At 42.0% G+C, this 17,864-nt stretch carries 16 protein-coding genes; all 16 read right to left on the bottom strand.

The window, feature by feature from the left end:
- Nucleotides 1–231 precede the first annotated feature (231 nt).
- Nucleotides 232–1,395, bottom strand: a complete 1,164-nt coding sequence (locus ACTQZS_RS11060; protein ID WP_441475852.1) for a glycosyltransferase family 4 protein — start codon at nt 1,393–1,395, stop codon at nt 232–234.
- The gene (locus ACTQZS_RS11055; RefSeq protein WP_441475851.1) at nt 1,396–2,703 is read right to left on the bottom strand and encodes an O-antigen polymerase; all 1,308 of its coding nucleotides are present in this window, start codon (nt 2,701–2,703) and stop codon (nt 1,396–1,398) included.
- Nucleotides 2,704–2,744: 41 nt separating this feature from the next.
- On the bottom strand, nt 2,745–3,446 hold the full coding sequence (locus tag ACTQZS_RS11050) for an acyltransferase (RefSeq protein WP_441475850.1): 702 nt from the start codon (nt 3,444–3,446) through the stop codon (nt 2,745–2,747).
- Nucleotides 3,447–4,304: a glycosyltransferase gene (locus ACTQZS_RS11045; RefSeq protein ID WP_441475849.1), complete on the bottom strand. Its 858-nt coding sequence runs from the start codon at nt 4,302–4,304 to the stop codon at nt 3,447–3,449.
- Between the two features lie 223 nt (nt 4,305–4,527).
- On the bottom strand, nt 4,528–5,964 hold the full coding sequence (locus tag ACTQZS_RS11040) for a transposase (RefSeq protein WP_441475848.1): 1,437 nt from the start codon (nt 5,962–5,964) through the stop codon (nt 4,528–4,530).
- Between the two features lie 41 nt (nt 5,965–6,005).
- Entirely contained in the window at nt 6,006–6,410 is a 405-nt protein-coding gene (locus ACTQZS_RS11035) for a hypothetical protein (RefSeq protein WP_441475847.1), read from the bottom strand.
- Between the two features lie 208 nt (nt 6,411–6,618).
- Nucleotides 6,619–7,731 (bottom strand): glycosyltransferase family 4 protein, encoded by a 1,113-nt coding sequence (locus tag ACTQZS_RS11030; protein ID WP_441475846.1) that lies wholly within the window; start codon nt 7,729–7,731, stop codon nt 6,619–6,621.
- Nucleotides 7,732–7,749: 18 nt separating this feature from the next.
- The gene (locus tag ACTQZS_RS11025) at nt 7,750–8,997 is read right to left on the bottom strand and encodes a nucleotide sugar dehydrogenase (RefSeq protein WP_441475845.1); all 1,248 of its coding nucleotides are present in this window, start codon (nt 8,995–8,997) and stop codon (nt 7,750–7,752) included.
- A gap of 38 nt (nt 8,998–9,035) precedes the next feature.
- A complete protein-coding gene (gene cps2T, locus ACTQZS_RS11020; protein WP_441475844.1) occupies nt 9,036–10,277 on the bottom strand; it encodes a beta 1-4 rhamnosyltransferase Cps2T in 1,242 nt (413 codons plus the stop codon).
- A 257-nt stretch (nt 10,278–10,534) separates the two neighbouring features.
- The gene (locus tag ACTQZS_RS11015) at nt 10,535–10,825 is read right to left on the bottom strand and encodes a hypothetical protein (protein WP_441475843.1); all 291 of its coding nucleotides are present in this window, start codon (nt 10,823–10,825) and stop codon (nt 10,535–10,537) included.
- A 348-nt stretch (nt 10,826–11,173) separates the two neighbouring features.
- Complete coding sequence (locus ACTQZS_RS11010) at nt 11,174–12,700, bottom strand: sugar transferase (protein ID WP_441475842.1); 1,527 nt, start codon at nt 12,698–12,700, stop codon at nt 11,174–11,176.
- Between the two features lie 86 nt (nt 12,701–12,786).
- A complete protein-coding gene (locus ACTQZS_RS11005) occupies nt 12,787–13,704 on the bottom strand; it encodes a hypothetical protein (protein ID WP_441475841.1) in 918 nt (305 codons plus the stop codon).
- Between the two features lie 55 nt (nt 13,705–13,759).
- The gene (locus ACTQZS_RS11000) at nt 13,760–14,497 is read right to left on the bottom strand and encodes a CpsB/CapC family capsule biosynthesis tyrosine phosphatase (protein ID WP_441475840.1); all 738 of its coding nucleotides are present in this window, start codon (nt 14,495–14,497) and stop codon (nt 13,760–13,762) included.
- 1 nt (nt 14,498) lies between these two features.
- On the bottom strand, nt 14,499–15,227 hold the full coding sequence (locus ACTQZS_RS10995; protein ID WP_441475839.1) for a CpsD/CapB family tyrosine-protein kinase: 729 nt from the start codon (nt 15,225–15,227) through the stop codon (nt 14,499–14,501).
- Nucleotides 15,227–16,051, bottom strand: a complete 825-nt coding sequence (locus ACTQZS_RS10990) for a YveK family protein (RefSeq protein ID WP_441475838.1) — start codon at nt 16,049–16,051, stop codon at nt 15,227–15,229. Before ACTQZS_RS10990 ends, ACTQZS_RS10995 begins: the two co-directional genes overlap by 1 nt.
- A gap of 53 nt (nt 16,052–16,104) precedes the next feature.
- A complete protein-coding gene (locus tag ACTQZS_RS10985) occupies nt 16,105–17,664 on the bottom strand; it encodes an LCP family glycopolymer transferase (RefSeq protein ID WP_441475837.1) in 1,560 nt (519 codons plus the stop codon).
- Nucleotides 17,665–17,864 lie beyond the last annotated feature (200 nt).

The following is a 17,864-nucleotide window of genomic DNA, read 5'->3' as shown; positions in this document are numbered from 1 at the left end:
ATTTATCTCCATGATCATCAGTTACACGTTTTCGTTCATGTATAATACATTTTGATAATTCATCAAACAATATACTAATAAAGCATATTGAAAACGAATCAGTGTAATTGATAAATTCGTTTAAAAATTTCTTATAGCCCGTTCTAAGCTGTTTGTTGAAATACAAGTATCATCAAAATAAAGTTGAACAAAATTGTGTCTAATTTCTATTTGACGACGTCTGCTCTTATTTCAAATAATGTCACAACTTTTTTTACAAGCATCAACTAATATATTGTAAACAGAGCCCGCGCATTTATCTATCGTAAAATTTTGTGCATAATTAAACGCCTTCAAGGCAATATCATTATACAGTCGGCGGTCATGTACTAAACACTCTATTTTTGCAATCAAATCTTCAATGTCTCCATAAGTATAAGTAATTCCCATACCATTAGCCAACAGATCCTTTGTTGCTCCAGTATTTGCCCCTATAACTGGAATCGAATGTAGCATAGCCTCTATTGTAACCCTGCCAAATGCTTCACTACGTGAGCAGACCAATTCAATATCTATATTTTTCCTAATTTCAAATAGATTATTTACTTTCCCCATAAAATGGAGCCATTCTGGACATGGTTTAGTTCCTAATATTTGCTTACGATATTCGCTACCTACTTCACCTGCCAAATATAGATGATACCTTACATTTTGGGAATTTAATTTACTTATTGCCTCTACTGCTTGAATTTGGCCTTTCGCTTCAGATACTTGCCCTGTTACAAGAATTTTTACATTATTACAGTCAATCATATGTTCTCGTTGATACTTTAGTTTATCAACATTGAATCCATTTGGGATCACAAAAACAGTTGATTTTGGATTTTGCTGTAATATTTTTTTCTCAAGTGCGGTAGATATTACAATTATAGCACTCGCTTCCTCAAAGGCCCTCCTCATAGATTCTCGTGGAACCAATGGAATGAAGCCAAAATCTTCTCTTCCGAATTCTCTTATATGCCATACATGAGGTATTCCCATAGCATTTGCGATTCTGTATCCAATATCAACCGTACTAGTATTGGAATACACCGCATCAAATCCATAATTAGCAAAAGCCTCTCTTATCTTATTATTTGTAGGGGAGTTGATATACTTAAGAAAATCAGCACAATAACGATATGTTTGCTTAATTATACGATCTCTTTTATGTGCGACCCACCATGAATACTTTAAATAAATATATTTAACCGATATTTTTTCTAAAGCACGAGTTAATTCACTATCTCTTTCATTGACTAAAACATAAATATCAATCTTGCACTTTAACTGTTCAATAATACTGTAAAATGACAGATTTGCCCCACTCATCCGACCGCTGTGAGATACAAATAATATCTTTTTCTTTCTTTCCATCTATTCTTTTCCTCTTATTTTATACGCAATAAAAACAATAAACAAATAAGCCAAGCCGTAATACATGCTTGAAAAAGCAAATCCAGAAAAACTTAATGCAATGCTTTGCATGTAAAATGAATACAGGCAAGCATTTTTGATATTCGTATGACGTTTAGCCTTTGAATATAATCTTCCTCCCATAATACCATAAATAAGCGATAACAGAATAATTCCGAAGACCTTGCCATCTAAATAGAAATACCAGAATGTACCAACGTAGGCGTTAGCTCTAGTATAATATGTTGATATTATTTGCCACTGACTATCTGTTTCCAGTATCATATCATATACTTGGCTAAAGTGCGTTGTGAACGGAATGCCTAGTATATTCTTTAATAAGTATAAAATCGGAAAAATCAATCCATTAAACGATCCAACGCCATATCCAATTATATGAGCTTCATCGACAGCTTTGCTCCAAATTTCCTGCATATATGGCTGCATAGAAAAATAGTAATAGGTTACTGTACTCAATGAACTCATGGTTCGTGACATTGAGGCAAGAAGAACAATAACTACTAATACCAAAACTCCAATTCTTAGTTTTTTTCTATTTTTTCTTATTCTCTTAGATAAATCATGTATTCTCATAGCATATGAGTCCAAAAGAGAAAATCCGATTAGTAAATGTAACCCGAAATAAACAACACTGATTCTGCCCCCCTCAGAAAGAACTCTTAAAGCTATGATCGAAAGACATATAAGCAATACTTTTTTATCTTTTCTCCCAAACCAAATTTCCATTGCTGTGATTGGAATAATAGCATATGCATATGGCATAACAAGTAAAATTCTAACTGCGTTTAGAAACTTTCCTCCGCCAGTTGTTGCCGCTTCCTCAGATTGTGCCATAACTCTGATTGCAGCTAGTCCATTGCCACTAAAAAATATAGATGCAACACTTAAAAACTTAATCGCAAAATATATTATACATATTATTCCAAGGATATATATAACCTGATAACGCAGAACATACTCATTGCCTGCATGCTTGTAGCTTTTATTAAATGTAAAAGAATACCTACTCTTATATGTCAACAAGTATCCCACTGCAAAACATGTCACACCTGCACATATGACATAATAAGTATTACAACTTGCTGTTTTTAATCCATGTAGCCCTAATGTGGATAAAAATAATATAATTGACCAAATTCCAGAAAACATGGAGAGCGGGTTCAACCAAGTCTTTGTATATTTCTTGGTTGCAATACATAAGATAAAACAAATAATAACAGTTATTAATTTAGTAGCATCTAAAGCCAAACTATATCCTCCCAACTATGTAGCAACCAAGTAATTCGTGGTCATTCTTCTCTTTTTTTTATAATTTTTGCTGGAGAGCCTGCAATCACACAATTATCAGGAAACGACTTAGTTATAACAGAATTCGCTCCAATCACACAGCCGTTCCCTATGGCAACTCCATCGCAAAATACTACGCCAGCACCAATCCAGCAATTATTGCCAACAACTATCCCTTCACATGTTACGCCCTGTTTTCTAATCAACAAGTTTTTGTCATTAAAGTTATGATTAGACGAGTGAAATCTAATATTTTGTCCACCTATAACATCGTCACCAATAATAACACCACCTGAAGCACCGACAAAACAATTATCGGCTAATGAAGAATTATTACCCATGGAAAAGCCTTTTCCTATTTCTTTATAATTCCCAGAACATCTTATTATCGTTCCACTTCCTATACTGCATCCATTTCCTAATACAACCCCATCCTTTGAAAGTGCGTCTATATATACTCGTTCTTGGAATGTAATATTTGTACCAACAAATATTTTACTTTTACATTTCAGAGAAACATGCCTACCGATAAATAAATATTTCCCAGATTTTCCCATACCAAAAGAAGCGAGAAAACCTCTACACAGCATAATTTCCCTTTGTATTGCTATTCCGACTAGATATGAAAGTGGAATTGCACTATCTAATGTGTAGTCTTTTCCCTTTATTTTTTTACATGCTTTTTCTATAATGCTCCGTATCATTTACTTTTCCTTATCATATTCATTCATTAGATCTAAATATGCTTTAGAAGAATCAATCAAATACTTATATACCCTTCTCTTCTTAGTTAGTGAATCACTTGCAACCATATTTGTGGCTGCATCTTCTTTGTGGTACAATCTCAAATCTGGGGAATACATCATCAGAAAGCCATAATGATCTGCTTGCAATTTCAGAATGTCTTCTTCCATATATAAAAAGGTTCCCTCATACATTCCATCGAATTTATCAATAAAAATCCGTGAAAATATAAGACAAGAGCCATGAAGTACTGTATTATACACATCATTTTTTATGCATTCCTCTTGATACGATCCCTTATTGAGGCTTAAAAAACTATCAAAAATCTTGAAATACGATAGAAAGTATTGAATTTTCTTTTTATTTCTGAAAAGCAGAAGTCGCTTTCGATTCCAGTTGACTGTTCTTCCTGGGTTTTGATGGAATCCATCTGCCGTCAAAATGTCTGGGCCTAAAACTCCATATTTTTTTTCATCATATTTTTTCACAATCATTTCATTGAAATTCTTTTGTGAAACAATCGTGTCGTTATTTAGTTGAACAATAAAGTCCGCATTCCATTCGTATTTTGCATAATGAAATCCCAAATTATTACCTTTTGCAAAACCCAAATTAATATCACTATGAATAAGCTTTACATTAGTATTATTGCCAAATTCTTTACATATCTGAAAAAAGGAATTATTTGTGCTTCCATTATCAACGACAATAACCAATATTTCGTGTTCGGATTGTTTGGACACATCGAGTATTGAATGTACACATTCGATAGTGGCCTCGCCCGCCATATAATGCAAAATCAAATATGCAATTCGCACTGCTTCGCCTCCTATTAAAAATCCATATTACTGCCAATATATTTTTTCAAGAGACAAATATTCGCTTTTCATATTTTAGTCCCATGTTGTTTTCTGAAGAGTTGAAACTTCGATGTTCAACCTCAAATTTTCACAGGGCGACAAAAGCCCCTTGTACTTATTAATTGATAAAAGATATATAGCCAAATTACAGCATCCGCACCACTTTTAGCGGTTTGCTCCTTTATGCGGCCTCGCCAACATCGTCTTTGCCCTGTCGGAGCTCCCGAATAAAGCTTGCCAGCTTGGAATCTTGCTTGGAGAGCAAACTCAATAAAAGCGTCTGGCGCAGGTAAACAAGAAGAGTAGCTTCTGAGATCCTGTCCGATCTGCGGGTGCGAAGGTATCGACATGACTGAAGCTTCTTTGAATCGGTGACGCGGAAGATCATCATCTGTGTGAGCCCCATTGCAAGGCATGAGAGCTGGACAAACCGCTCGGTTGCATCGATTGCCTTCAACACCTTCTTTTGGTCCTCGGGACTATGGATCAGGTCCATCCTGTTCGGCTCTTCCTTTCGCTTGAAATGGTTCAGTTTTCCGGCTGCGTGTGTCCAGAAGTGATACCCAAAGCCTCCGAACTGCTGCTTGAACTCCCGGAAACTTCTTTCGATCTTGAAGCGGTAGGAGTACAGCCTGATGATTGCCTCCGGGCTAAGACTTGTATCCGTCGATGCGAGGATGCTCTGTCTTCCATCTTCATAGACAACGAGAACGAAGCGCATCTCCTGATAGATGCCCTGCCCCCAGAGCAGATCAATGGACAGATATCGGATCACGCGGTTGCCGTCATACAGTTTCATGGTCTTTTCGGTGAAGTCATCCGCACGCGACTTGAAGAGATCGTTCAGAACAACCGGGGCGCCCTTCTTTCTGGGCCGCCCGCGCTGTCCAGGAGATCGTGGTACGGGCTTCTCGTATGCACGGCAGTTTCGCTTGGCCATGGTGACGATGTCAATCAGATGCCCGTATTCCGATGTGTTGAGTTTCTTCAGCTTCTTCAACGCGGTCGCTGTGAGGAAGTACCTGTCAAGGAGCATGATGGATCTGCCCAGAAACATGGCAGTTTCATACCCGCTGCCGATCATCTGCAGGACATGATTCTCTCCGGAGACAGTGCTGCCCTCCCAGGAAGCCGCAGCACTGATGCCATCCTGTATGCTCATGTGAAGCGGCAGGCACAAAAAGTAATCAGGGCTGCCGATCAGAACGCCAACTGCACCAAAGAGGTGCCCGAAGATGTACTCTGCCTTCGAAGAATCCTCTGACTCCTGGTGAAGTTTCTTGACACCGGGCATGTACAGACCTTCCTTGCACTGTTTGACACCATCGCCAACAAGAATCACGCGGTTTCCCTCCCTGAAGAAGGGTGCCTTCTCTTTGACGAGCTCATACCAAGCAAATCGAATCCCCTGTGTGCTGTATGCCTCTGAACGGAAGAAATGAAGCAAGGTATCGTAGCATCCATGATTCAGAGACAGTGCCCGGATCACCGAAGTCACACCAAGTTTATCGAAGCGCAGAATGAGCGCCGTGACGATGAGGACAAACCATCGGAATGCAGCTTCGCGAGTAAAGCACTTGCGAAAACTTGAGAGTGATTGTTCCAGAAATTCTGCCATGGGTTATGCCGCGTGGCGAGGTGATGAGGAATTCTCCGTTCTCAGCGCAGTTTCTTGACCAGTGCCGCCAGCTCTTCCCTGATCTCTTTCCGCTCAGCGTTGAGCACAGCGATCTGGCTCTCGGATCGTGCAAGCTTTGCCTCAACTTCAAGGAGCCTGCGTTTGTAGTCCTCAAGCTCGACCGAGATGGCGTCATTGGACATTGTTTCAGATTCTGTTGGGACAGCATTCTTCACCGGACCAGAGGCAGCTGACCTGCTCTGATTCTTATCACGAGCCCGTTTGCCCCTGGGGGAGGTGGGTATAATCTCTCCGGTATCGGGATCGATTTTACCTATCAGCTTCCGCTTTGACCGAGGCTGCTTAAGTTCAGGATCCCAATAGGATACGCTGTCATAGACGTAGGTTACGTTATATTTTTTGTTGTAAAGTTTTACTCTTGCCACGTGTTCCTCCTTATACTTAATATACCTATAATAAGCGGAATGCGCTAGGTATATTTGACGCATAAGTTATAGTGGTACGAGTAAATTTTACCATCCGGTGAGCATGCATGTCTCGCCGATACAGACAATATTTTTTAGTGAGAGAGTTGGAGAACTTTCAACTCTTCAGTTGTTTTTACAGTGTGAAAATCAAACACATCTCACCTTCTTATTCATTCGTAACTTCACTAAATACCCTTTCCATCCCCGCAACCATTGCAGATACGGAAAACTTGTTTCTCTGCTTATTAGCTCCAGATAATCCCATTTTTCTACGCAATGATTCATCCGAAAGTAAGGTTTCAACTTTTTCTGCCATTTGATTTGCAGAAGTATAATCGACCAAATATCCGTCTTCTCCATCTGTAACTATTTCTACCGGACCTCCATGGTTTGTTGCCACAACCGGAACTTCATATTCCATCGCCTCTATAATTACTAGCCCAAATGGTTCTGGTTGAATTGAAGGAAGAACAAACACATCTAGTCCCTCATAAAATTCTTTCATATTATTAACTTGGCCAAGAAGCTTAACATGATTATCCAACTGTTTTTCATGAATATATTGCTGTAGCTCCACCTTTAAATATTCCTCACCAGCATACGCTTCACCAGCTATCTCAAAAATTACATTGGGATACCTATGATGAACGATTTCTGCCATATCGACAAAAAGTTTTTGTCCTTTCCATCGATTGATTCTTCCTGCCATACCAACAACTAATCCTTCATGCTTTATACCGCTAGCGACGCAGTCTTCAACTGCATTATATACAACTCGAATTTTCTCTTTCTTGACTTTAAGCGCCTCTCCTGTAGACTTACTGTTCGCCACTATAATATCCGCATATCTATTCATCATTAACGATATAACATTGTTTTCGAAATTATTTTTTATAATCTCTCTAATATGCCAAACACTTTTTATTCCGCAATGCTTTGCAGCTATAGCTCCTGGCAAAACAACTGCAGTATTTGTATCCACAATATCAATATTATTACATTTAATATATTTCTTTATAAAAGCCGTAGATTGAATTAGTTCCTTTAGGTACTCTACTCCACCTCTTATGGACAAATTCTTTCGTCTGAGAACAGCAACTTCATATATTTCTACAGTAATGTCTTCTATTTTTTTCATTTCTTCAACTAGTGGACCCTGGCATGGAAGAAGAACGAAAATATTAAACTCATTTTTATCAAGGTTCTTTACAATATTAAGCAGTGATCTATCAGATCCATATAATTCCGAACTCGAATGTACAAACAATACATTTTTCATTTTTTTCATCCTATTATATTAATCCCTCTGGAAAATATCTCTTGTGTACACTTTTTCTTTCACATCGTCCAGACACTTATCGTAGCGGTTTGCGATAATGGCGTGGCTCATTTTCTTGAATTTTGCCAGATCGTTGACCACAACACTGCCGAAGAAAGTTTCGCCATCTTTCAAAGTCGGCTCGTAAATAATCACAGTCGCTCCCTTGGCTTTGATTCGCTTCATGACTCCTTGAATAGAACTATGCCGAAAGTTATCGCTATTGCTCTTCATTGTCAGACGATACACACCAATAGTCACAGACTTTTCCTTATTCTCATCGAACTCGTTTTCTGTATCATAGCTATAGTACCCAGCCAACTTCAAAACACGATCTGCGATAAAGTCTTTACGAGTACGGTTAGACTCCACGATTGCTTCAATCAGATTTTCCGGCACATCCGCATAGTTTGCCAACAGCTGCTTGGTGTCTTTAGGCAGACAGTATCCGCCGTAGCCGAAGCTAGGATTGTTATAATGGCTTCCGATACGAGGATCAAGGCAAACACCATTGATGATCTGCCGGGTGTTCAGTCCTTTCATCTCTGCATAAGTATCCAACTCATTGAAATAGCTGACACGCAGTGCCAGATAGGTGTTAGCAAACAGCTTAACAGCCTCTGCTTCGGTAAATCCCATAAACAGAGTGTCTATGTTCTCCTTAATAGCACCTTCCTGCAGCAGGCCAGCGAACTCGTGTGCTGCTTTAACCAGACGCTCATCATCTAAGTCAGTGCCGACAATGATTCGAGAAGGATACAGGTTGTCATACAAAGCCTTGGACTCGCGCAGAAATTCCGGACTGAAGATGATGTTCTTACTACCAAACTTCTTACGCACGGATGCAGTGTAACCCACAGGAATCGTGGACTTGATAACCATAATCGCATTGGGGTTGTATTCCATGACTAGTTTGATCACAGCTTCGACCGCAGATGTGTCAAAATGTTGGGTGTGGCTATCGTAGTTGGTGGGGGTAGCTATTACAACAAAGTCAGCATCAGCGTATGCAGCCTTTGCATCCAACGTTGCCGTCAGATTTAGTTTTTTCTCTGCGAGGTACTTTTCGATATAGTCATCTTGAATCGGAGATTTACATTTGTTAATCATATCAACTTTAGCCTGTAAAATATCAACAGCAGTAACCTGGTGATGTTGTGCGAGAAGGACACTCAGCGAGAGGCCAACATATCCTGTTCCAGCCACAGCAATTTTATAGTTTTTCATATTAAATTTCCTCCATTTTCCTTAATTCACTGTTTTTATTAAATGTTTGCTTTCACAAACACATCGTAATACTGCCCACAAATTTTATCCCACGTGTACTCTTCCGCCACACGCTTCTTAGCTCTCCGGCCCATCTCAGTGATTTGATCTGCACTCAACTGATCAGCTTTATCAATGAGTTTTGCAAGACTCCCCGGCTTGCGGCTCCAATAAAGAGCACAATCCTCTGCGACTTCTTTATTAAAACCAACATCAACCAGCAGGTTTAAATCTGTACTGCCAAGAGCTTCAATCAGTGATGGATTCGTACCACCAACCGTATGGCCGTGGAAATAAGCATAGGCATTCTCACGAATCTTCTTCAGCAGTTCCTGATCGTAAACAGTGCCCACAAATTTAATTCTCTTATCGCTCTTGAAATGAAGTTTTTCCTCAAGCTCATTCAGGAATTTCTCATTCACATTTGTAATAATGGCAAAATCCTTTTTGCTCTTGCTTTTCATGAATTCTCGAATCATAACTTCAAAAGAGTTTTCTGGCACAAAGCGACCTACAACAAGATAATAGCCCTTTTTAGTCAATCCTTTTTCCTTATACCAGCTCACCAGTTTTTCATCATCGTCAGCCAGTTTACTAAGGGTAAGATCCGCACCGTACGCAATGAAGGTTGTTTTCGGACTACTTCCTTTGATGCCCTTACCGTCATAGCATTCATGGATGTACTTTTCGATATGCACAGAATCACAGATTGCAAGGTCGCAATACTTGACCATCATCTGCTCAGAAATCTTCCAATACTTCCGAATTGGTGCAGACCATTTAGCTCGCATCCACTCATGTCCATCTGGATTCAAGAACACAGTACCACCCAGTTTATGGATTTCTCTGTAAAAATGACCAGCAAAAGGCCCAATGCGGCAAGCCATGATGTAAACTATCGGATGAGGGATATGGTTTTTCTTGATATGTTCGCAACAAGCCTTTAGTGCAGCAACATCATAATAAATTGCCTGCGCAGGCCCAATCTGAGGAACATCAATTTTGAAACAGTGGGCATTGTGGAATTCAAATTCGTGGTCATTGATTTTTGTCACGCCATCAAATTTAGTTTCATCCATGCAACCGTCACCGTTGGCTTTGCAGGCAACATGATATTTAATGTTTTCTTTATTCTGGTGATACTCCGTGAGCTTGTAGACAAAGGTCTCATACCCTCCGTAAGCCCCCAATGACTTCGCGCCCACAAGATATATATGCTGTATTTCTTGCTTTGAATCCATTACTCTATTCCATCCTCACATTTTTATCGCTAATGTTGCATCTATTCCCTTATGGATAAAAACAAACCTACGGCCGGTCGCACAAAGGCAATCCACCGTAGGCTTGAACTCTCCTTCAATCTTTATTTGCTGCTCCTTTTGTGGGTCCAAAACAGAGCTTTCCAAAAAGCCTCCTACATATAAACCCCGGATTTTCCGCATCTTGCAGTTTTTCAACAAAAAAACACTTGAAGGACAACTCAAGCCGTCAAAACCCTTTAGTTATCGTAGTTTATCTTGGATGACCCTATTATATCTCTAGTCTCCTTTTTCTGAATAGTCGGTACAGTCTTAATACGAACGCCCTTATAACTTTTTAATTGCTTTTCATCAAATTCGGAGCCACTTACATGATGGCCCGAACGATTATATACGGTGACTTGATTTCCAAGGGATGCTGCATGTGTAGCTAATTCCTCCACTACGATTTCCAATCCACCCTCTCTGGAAGGGATGCGTTTCTGGCCAAATACTGCAATTTTTAATTTCTTCTTCCTTACCACTTGCACATCTATCTACCCCCCGAAACCAATTCACATCATCTGGGCGTCTTCTTCTACCGCTTCAACTACCAAAACCAGCGAGTTTATAACCTTTGTAATGAAATAGTCAATACCCTATGGAACAAGAATTTGGCTGTCCTACCCTCTACTCACATTGTCAACCATTATCTCTGGCTTCTCTATGAATGGATGCCATAAGAATCCCAGTTCCTACTCTTCCATTCGCCCGCGGGTCTAATCATTCACTCGCCTATCAATCGCTGACCAACCCGTGAATGAATGCCGGAGCATGGAATACAAACGTTCATAAGCAAGCGATTGTTAAGCTCAGTGAAGAAAAGACACCTGTTTTTCTTAGGCAGCGCCGTTATCTTTTTTAAATACTAGAGATATTGTTTTAAACAGAATTTTAATATCTCCGCTGACCGACCAGTTGTCGATATACTGGCAGTCTAGACGAACCACCTCTTCAAAGTCTTTGATATCGGATCTTCCGGATACCTGCCACAGGCCGGTAATTCCGGGTTTCATACTTAGCCTTCGCTTATGAAAACTGTTGTACTGGTTGAATTCGCTTACGGTCGGCGGTCGAGTTCCTACAAGAGACATGTCGCCTTTGAGGACATTCCAGAACTGTGGAAATTCATCCAGACTGGTCTTGCGAATGAAGCGGCCGACCTTTGTGATGCGCGGATCATTTTCCATCTTAAACATCAATCCGTTCATTTCATTTTTATCCATCAGCTCTTTCTTTCGGGCTTCAGCATCCTGATACATACTTCGGAATTTATACATCTTGAACTTTCTTCCGTTTTTGCCGATCCGTATCTGACCGAACAGAACCGGACCCGGTGAATCCTTCTTGATCATCGGTCCGAGAATGAGAAACAGAATTCCTGTGAACGCCAGCCCGATAATGGAACCAATGATATCAATCGTCCGCTTCATAATCTGCTGCCGGATGTGTCTGCGAGGACGATCGAGAATCAGCACCGGACGACCACCGTAGCCATACTTCAGTTCTCTGGTATATACAGTCTGGGGTTCAATGATTCCGGTTTCTTCAGGCATCGATTCTTGGCTTTGCTCAGAAATTTCATACAACGCTTTTTCTGTAAAATTTCTTTCAAGACGGCTGATCTCAGGGACATTCACATGTACACGGATTCCCATGCAAATCATTTCTTCAATTGCATCCTGAATCTGAATCCGTTCCGCTTCCTCAACCTCAACGAAGACTTCATCAATGGCGTTCCTTCTCACATGTTCAATCAGGTTGCTCACAGTGGAACTTACCGGTACATTGCAGACATTTTCCGGTAAATATCTATCCTCTACATCTACGAGGCAGATACCAACAAGTTTTCTAGCCCAGTCTCTCTTTAATGTGCGTATCACCCGATCGGCTCTTTTACTGTTGGAGATAACTCCGACATATGTTGCGGATGATGTTTTATAGAAGTTGTTGATGACAACTGATGAGATATATTTCCATTCGATCGTCACAAGAATAAAGAATATTAGTAATGTCGTTGCATAAAAATATCTCGAGGCAGATACTCCGTTCTTGGCAAAGATCAGCAGAATGGCCCAGAAGCTTGCAAGGAGTGCAGTTTCACGAAAAGCCCGTATGACGCACTGAAAAAAACTCAGTCGTTGAAAATGGTAATTCAATTTCCGGAGGATCACATAAAGTGCCATAAGAATAGATACTGCGAGAGGAAGAGCAACATTTATCAGAAAGCTGCCATGGAAGAAATCAGCCGTCAATTTACCGGATGCCTTCAGAATCAGGAATGCGACAAGACCGCTGCATAGGGTAATTAAAAGATAGGATATGAATACAACTTGAAATTCTAATTGCCGCTTTTTTGTGTACATCCTCTTCTCCTACACCCAATAGCATAAAATCGAAACTCGAAACGCCTCAGTTCCAGTAGTGCGTAAGCCTCAACATATCTTTCCTGTTACGATATATAATGGAGCTCATTTAATTTATCAAATACTGCCTGAGCGATCTGTTGTCTTCCATCATTTGTCATCAGTGCTGCACTTACCTTGCTGTTGAGGCTAATGTAGTGATCACCAAATGCCTGCGTCATCGCCTGATCGTAGGCTGCGTGATCCGTTACACTTGCAGGATAGGAACCGAGGATCAGATAATCCTTACTTCCATTCTGATAGGTGGCAAGAACCGCCTTTTCCTGCTCGATCAGCTCGTTGAGATCATTTCCCCAGCCGCCGTGATATCCCATTGTCAGAACAGGAAGATAAGACTGATCGTCCCGTGTCTTCATATACTGACTGAGATCAGCGCGCACAATGGTTTCATAATTATTTGTGAGACCATTTTGTTTATGCTTATTAATATAGTTCTGGACTGTCTGACTGTCAATACCGGCGAGAGACATCTGAGAAAGAGTACCGGCCATATCCCAGGTATCATCCTCCACAGTCATGCCGGATCCTGCCGCCTGAAGAAGAGCCTGTACCTTTGCAGGATAGCCATTGGCTTTATCCGCATCGTCTTCCATATAGCTGTCTCCGCGAAAGCTGATCGCAGTATAGGTTACAGTTTTATTCTGTTTATCGTCAGAGGAAGCTGCAGATACAGAAGTTACAGTGGCGGAAACATCAGATGACGCATCAGAAGCTGCGGAAACAGCTTCTGATGTTGAACTGTCTGACGAAGCAGAATCGGATGCTACGCTTGTCTCATAGGTATTGTTCCCGTCCTGCATGATTGCCTGATTTGCCTTTGTCTCAAGTTCCTTTGTCATTCTGTTCTGACGGATGTGGCTGAAAGCCAGAAGTACTCCGAGTAAAACAGCCAGAATCACACAGCAAAAAATGACCAGAAACCTGTTCGATCCATTGTTATTCATCGATTTTCTGCCTTTCCCTCTCCTGAATCGGAAACGTGATCGTTCTCGATATGATTTAGTCCCACATAGCGGCCTGATAAATAGCCGCATTATTATCTACGATTTCATCTGCCTGATGACCCAGATGTGCTTTTCGAAGAGCCTTCAATCCCTCTTCCATGTTCGGACATCGGGTATCCATGTTATGGGAATCCGTTCCCATAACCTGTGTGATTCCATTTTTTACCATCGTCAGAGCACGGCGATGAGAGCTTCGATGCAGCAACGCTCCGGAATTCATCTGGATCAGAACATCCATCTCAAGAAGTTCTTCGATTGCACCCTCGCCGGCATATTCCGGAAAACGCTCCAGATGTGCGATGATCGGACGTATTCCATTCGCTATGAGGGTTCGTACATCCCGCAGCGTACCGGAAGTCCATTTCTCAAATGGCATTTCCAGAAGCAGATAGCGGGAATGTCCGAAGCATAGCTTCTCAATATCCGGATCACAGACAAGACCATTATGGTAGGCGGCTTCTGCGCCAAGTCCGATGCGATCCGTCCAGTCAGGTATCTCTTTCTGGAGATAGCCGCGCAGATCATCGAATGCCTGCTGTCTTCTCTTCAGAAAGGCCGGAATAGATTCTGTCGGATAGTAATGAGGTGTTGCAATCAGACCGACACAGCCCTGTCGAATTTCCTCCCTGAGCATGCTGACAGACATCTTCAGGTCCTGAGCGCCGTCATCCATTCCCGGCAGAATATGCAGATGAAGATCATAAAAAGACGGTTTCTCGTGTCGAAACAGCATGTTAATTCTTATAATACCCCTTGTAATAACTTCTGTAGTGGCCTCCCTCAGTGGTCACATCATTGTATACAAAACCAAGAACCTTCGCATCGGCAAGCTGCAGCTGCGCAAGTGTATCCTCCAGGGCAGGCATCTCGGTTGTCTGATGCCTTACCGCAAGAAGAAAACCATCGGTATAGCGTGACATAATCGATGCATCTGCTACCGTCGTGACCGGCGGAAGGTCAATCAGAATATAGTCGTAAAGCTTACGGAACTGCTGTATTAATACGCCCATCTGATTGGACTGCAGAAGCCATGTTGGATCCGGCGGAATATTCCCGGCAGGAAGGATATCCAGACCTTTTCTCACGTTTCTGCGAAGTGCCTCCGCTACCTGACAGGCCCCGATCAGGGTATCGGAAAGCCCCGGTACAGAACGGATTCCAAGCTTTGTTCCAACTGTCGGAAGGCGAAGATCTGATTCAATCAGCAGAACTTTTTTGTTGATCTGGGAGAACGCGATTGCTGTATTAATGCATATGATTGACTTACCATCATGCTGCTGCGCGCTGCTCACCGCTATGACCTTGCACCCATTTCCCGGAAGAGAGAATATAATATTGGTACGTAGAGCCTTATACGCCTCCTGTATCGGCCAGGGGGATTTGTCAGATAAAATCAGCTTTGTCTCTGATTTTTCAATGGAATTGGAACGTCCGGACGATCTTCTGTTATCGAATACTCCCATTACCTGCGTTCTCCTTTCCGGCTCTGTGCCTTGTAATAATATCGTTCTTTGCCGGAATGCCCGTGCTCTGCCTGTTCATAATTCGGAATGGTTCCAATGATCGGAATACTGAAGCGGGCTTCCAGCTCCTGCGCATCCTTGATGCGGGTATCCATCAGACCGCGGATCACAACGATGATCATCATCAGAACCATGCCGAGGGCAAATCCAACCGCTGTATTTTTCTTCACGCTGGGACTATACGGTTGAGTTGCCATGACAGGCTTTGTCACGACCTTCATCGAGGATCCCTCCACGATGCTGGCAATATAATCCGGAGCGATTTCAGCGATGGCCTTGGAAAGCTGATATGCCTCTTCTGCTGAACCCATCGTTACATAAACGGTTACAAGCTGCGTATTCTCCTCAATCTCAGTACTGATCTCACCTGAGACGTCCTTATATTCATATTTGGAACTCAGGTTTGCCTTCTTGAGTGCGTCTTCAACGACCGGACGGCTCTTCATTATTGATGCGTAGGTGTAGGTAAGGCTCTGTGCGGCACTGACATCTCCGCTCTGGAGGGTCTGAGTATCTTCACTCGCTGTTGTACGGTTATTGACAAATGCGGTGAAGTAGGATCGATATGTAGGCTTGATCACAAATATCGTTACTGCAAGAGTGACAATAGCAAATAATAATGCTACCAAAAGGATCTGTCCGAAGTTGACTCCAATTGTGCGGAGCACATCCGAAAGATTGATCTGTATCACGTCATCATCCGGATTTCCTCTGTTAATCGGCGCCATGCCGGTGGATTCCGCGTGTCTGCTATTGTCGTCCATCTAAATATCCTCCATTAATCTGCGTTTTCGAAGAGCTTATACAGTAATTTTCTTTATCCCTGTACATCTGAATCGGTCAGTGTCTCACCGCTTTCAACCTTGTCAATCAGATCTGCGGCTTTTTTGACCATATCCTTGTTCTCGTACATGACATATGCTTTCATATTGGGCATGGAATAGGTATATTCCGATCCGCCTGTTCCCATTACAGCATAGGACTTCACGTTCCAGGAGCTGCTGTCATCAAGCTGCATCTTTACGAGTGCGGAAATATCGTCTGAACTCAGATTTGTGACAAACATGCCCTGCAGGCTGTCCAGTACTTCATTGTAGTTAAGGAGAAGCTTTGCGCCTTCTCCGGAAAGCTTCTGAATCACTGCGGTAATGACACGCATCTGGTTTCTGCCGCGCTCGTTATCTCCTGCGTTGAACGAATATCTTTCTCTCGCAAAGACAAGAGCCTGCTTGCCATCCATGGTATTGGGGCCCTCCTTAAAGGAATATCCCCGTGACTCAAATGCCTGCGGTGAATCCACAGTTATACCGCCGATGGCGTCGATCAGCGTCTCAAATCCTGTAAAATTGATCTGTCCGTAGTAGTCCACATTTTCCTGATACAGGTCAGAGAGTCCCTTCATAGACACATTGATGCCGTAAATCCCGAGGTGTGTCAGCTTGTCCAGCTGGCCGCCTCCTGCCGGGTTCGGAATATAGTAGTCACGTGGTGTATTCACAAGCAGTATCTGGCGGGTCTTGGGGTTTACCACCATCAGAATGTTTACATCGCTTCTGCTGGTGTCAAGCATCTGACTCCGGGTGTCTGATCCACTAATGTAGAAGACAAACGGCTGGGATGTGATGTCCGAATTGGCAGCTTTCTGATCGAGTCCGGTTGTTTCATCAGAACCGGAGGAGACCGCAGTTAATCCGGTATCATTCGCGTCAATGGTCTCTGTCTTCTCGATTGGAATCTCACAAAGGACCTTTGTTTTATCCGAAAAATCGGTGAATTCATCAGTATCTGTAATAGCACTGACATATGCCTCGTTCATAATAATTGCGTTTACGGATTTATCGTACAGTGCCTGTGCGTTTTCGGTCATGGAAGGACGGGAAACCGTTTCGATCTTTGATCCGAGCTCGGATTCAATTGTTTGTACTGCCTGTGCCGTATTGTCCTGATCATAATCGGACATAACGCCGAAGCTGTAGTTCTTTGCCTCCTGAATGCTCTGCGCTGTATCATCCTTAAGAACGTATACACCGACCATCGCCTGAAGTGTCGTTTTGGTCGTCGTGACGGTCTGAACGGTCTCATCAACCTTGTACAGCATTAGCGATGCAGCTACAGAGCCAATTGACATCAGTGCTGCCAGCACACAGGCAATGACCCTTCTCACTCTTCTGGCTCTGTGAGGGCCATGTCCCATGCCGGCAAATAAAAGCAGACATGTCAATAGAACCATCACTGCAAGTACAGCGACAGCTGCAGTTACGTATTTATCCGGCAGCATATTCAGCCATAGCAGCCGGTAGGCCGCAAATGCTTCCAGAATGATCTGTACTGCCAGAACGCTGCATGCAATTGGAAGCCATTTCTTTTTTGGTAACATAAGAATATTTTCCCCCTAATCATGACTCATCCGGACAGAACAGATAAGAATGCCCATGAAAAGCCAAAATATCACAATGCTTTAATTTTACTCCTATATTCTTTTATCATGCAACCGAAAATTTATTACAAATATACCAATTATTGTCTGGTTGTTTTTATCCATAATGTATAAGATCTTACCTGCCGTTGCGGGTCAAT

The sequence above is a fragment of the Bilifractor sp. LCP19S3_H10 genome, assembly GCF_052119185.1.
Classification (GTDB): Bacteria; Bacillota; Clostridia; order Lachnospirales; family Lachnospiraceae; genus Bilifractor.
This window is presented reverse-complemented; position numbering and strand designations above follow the sequence as displayed.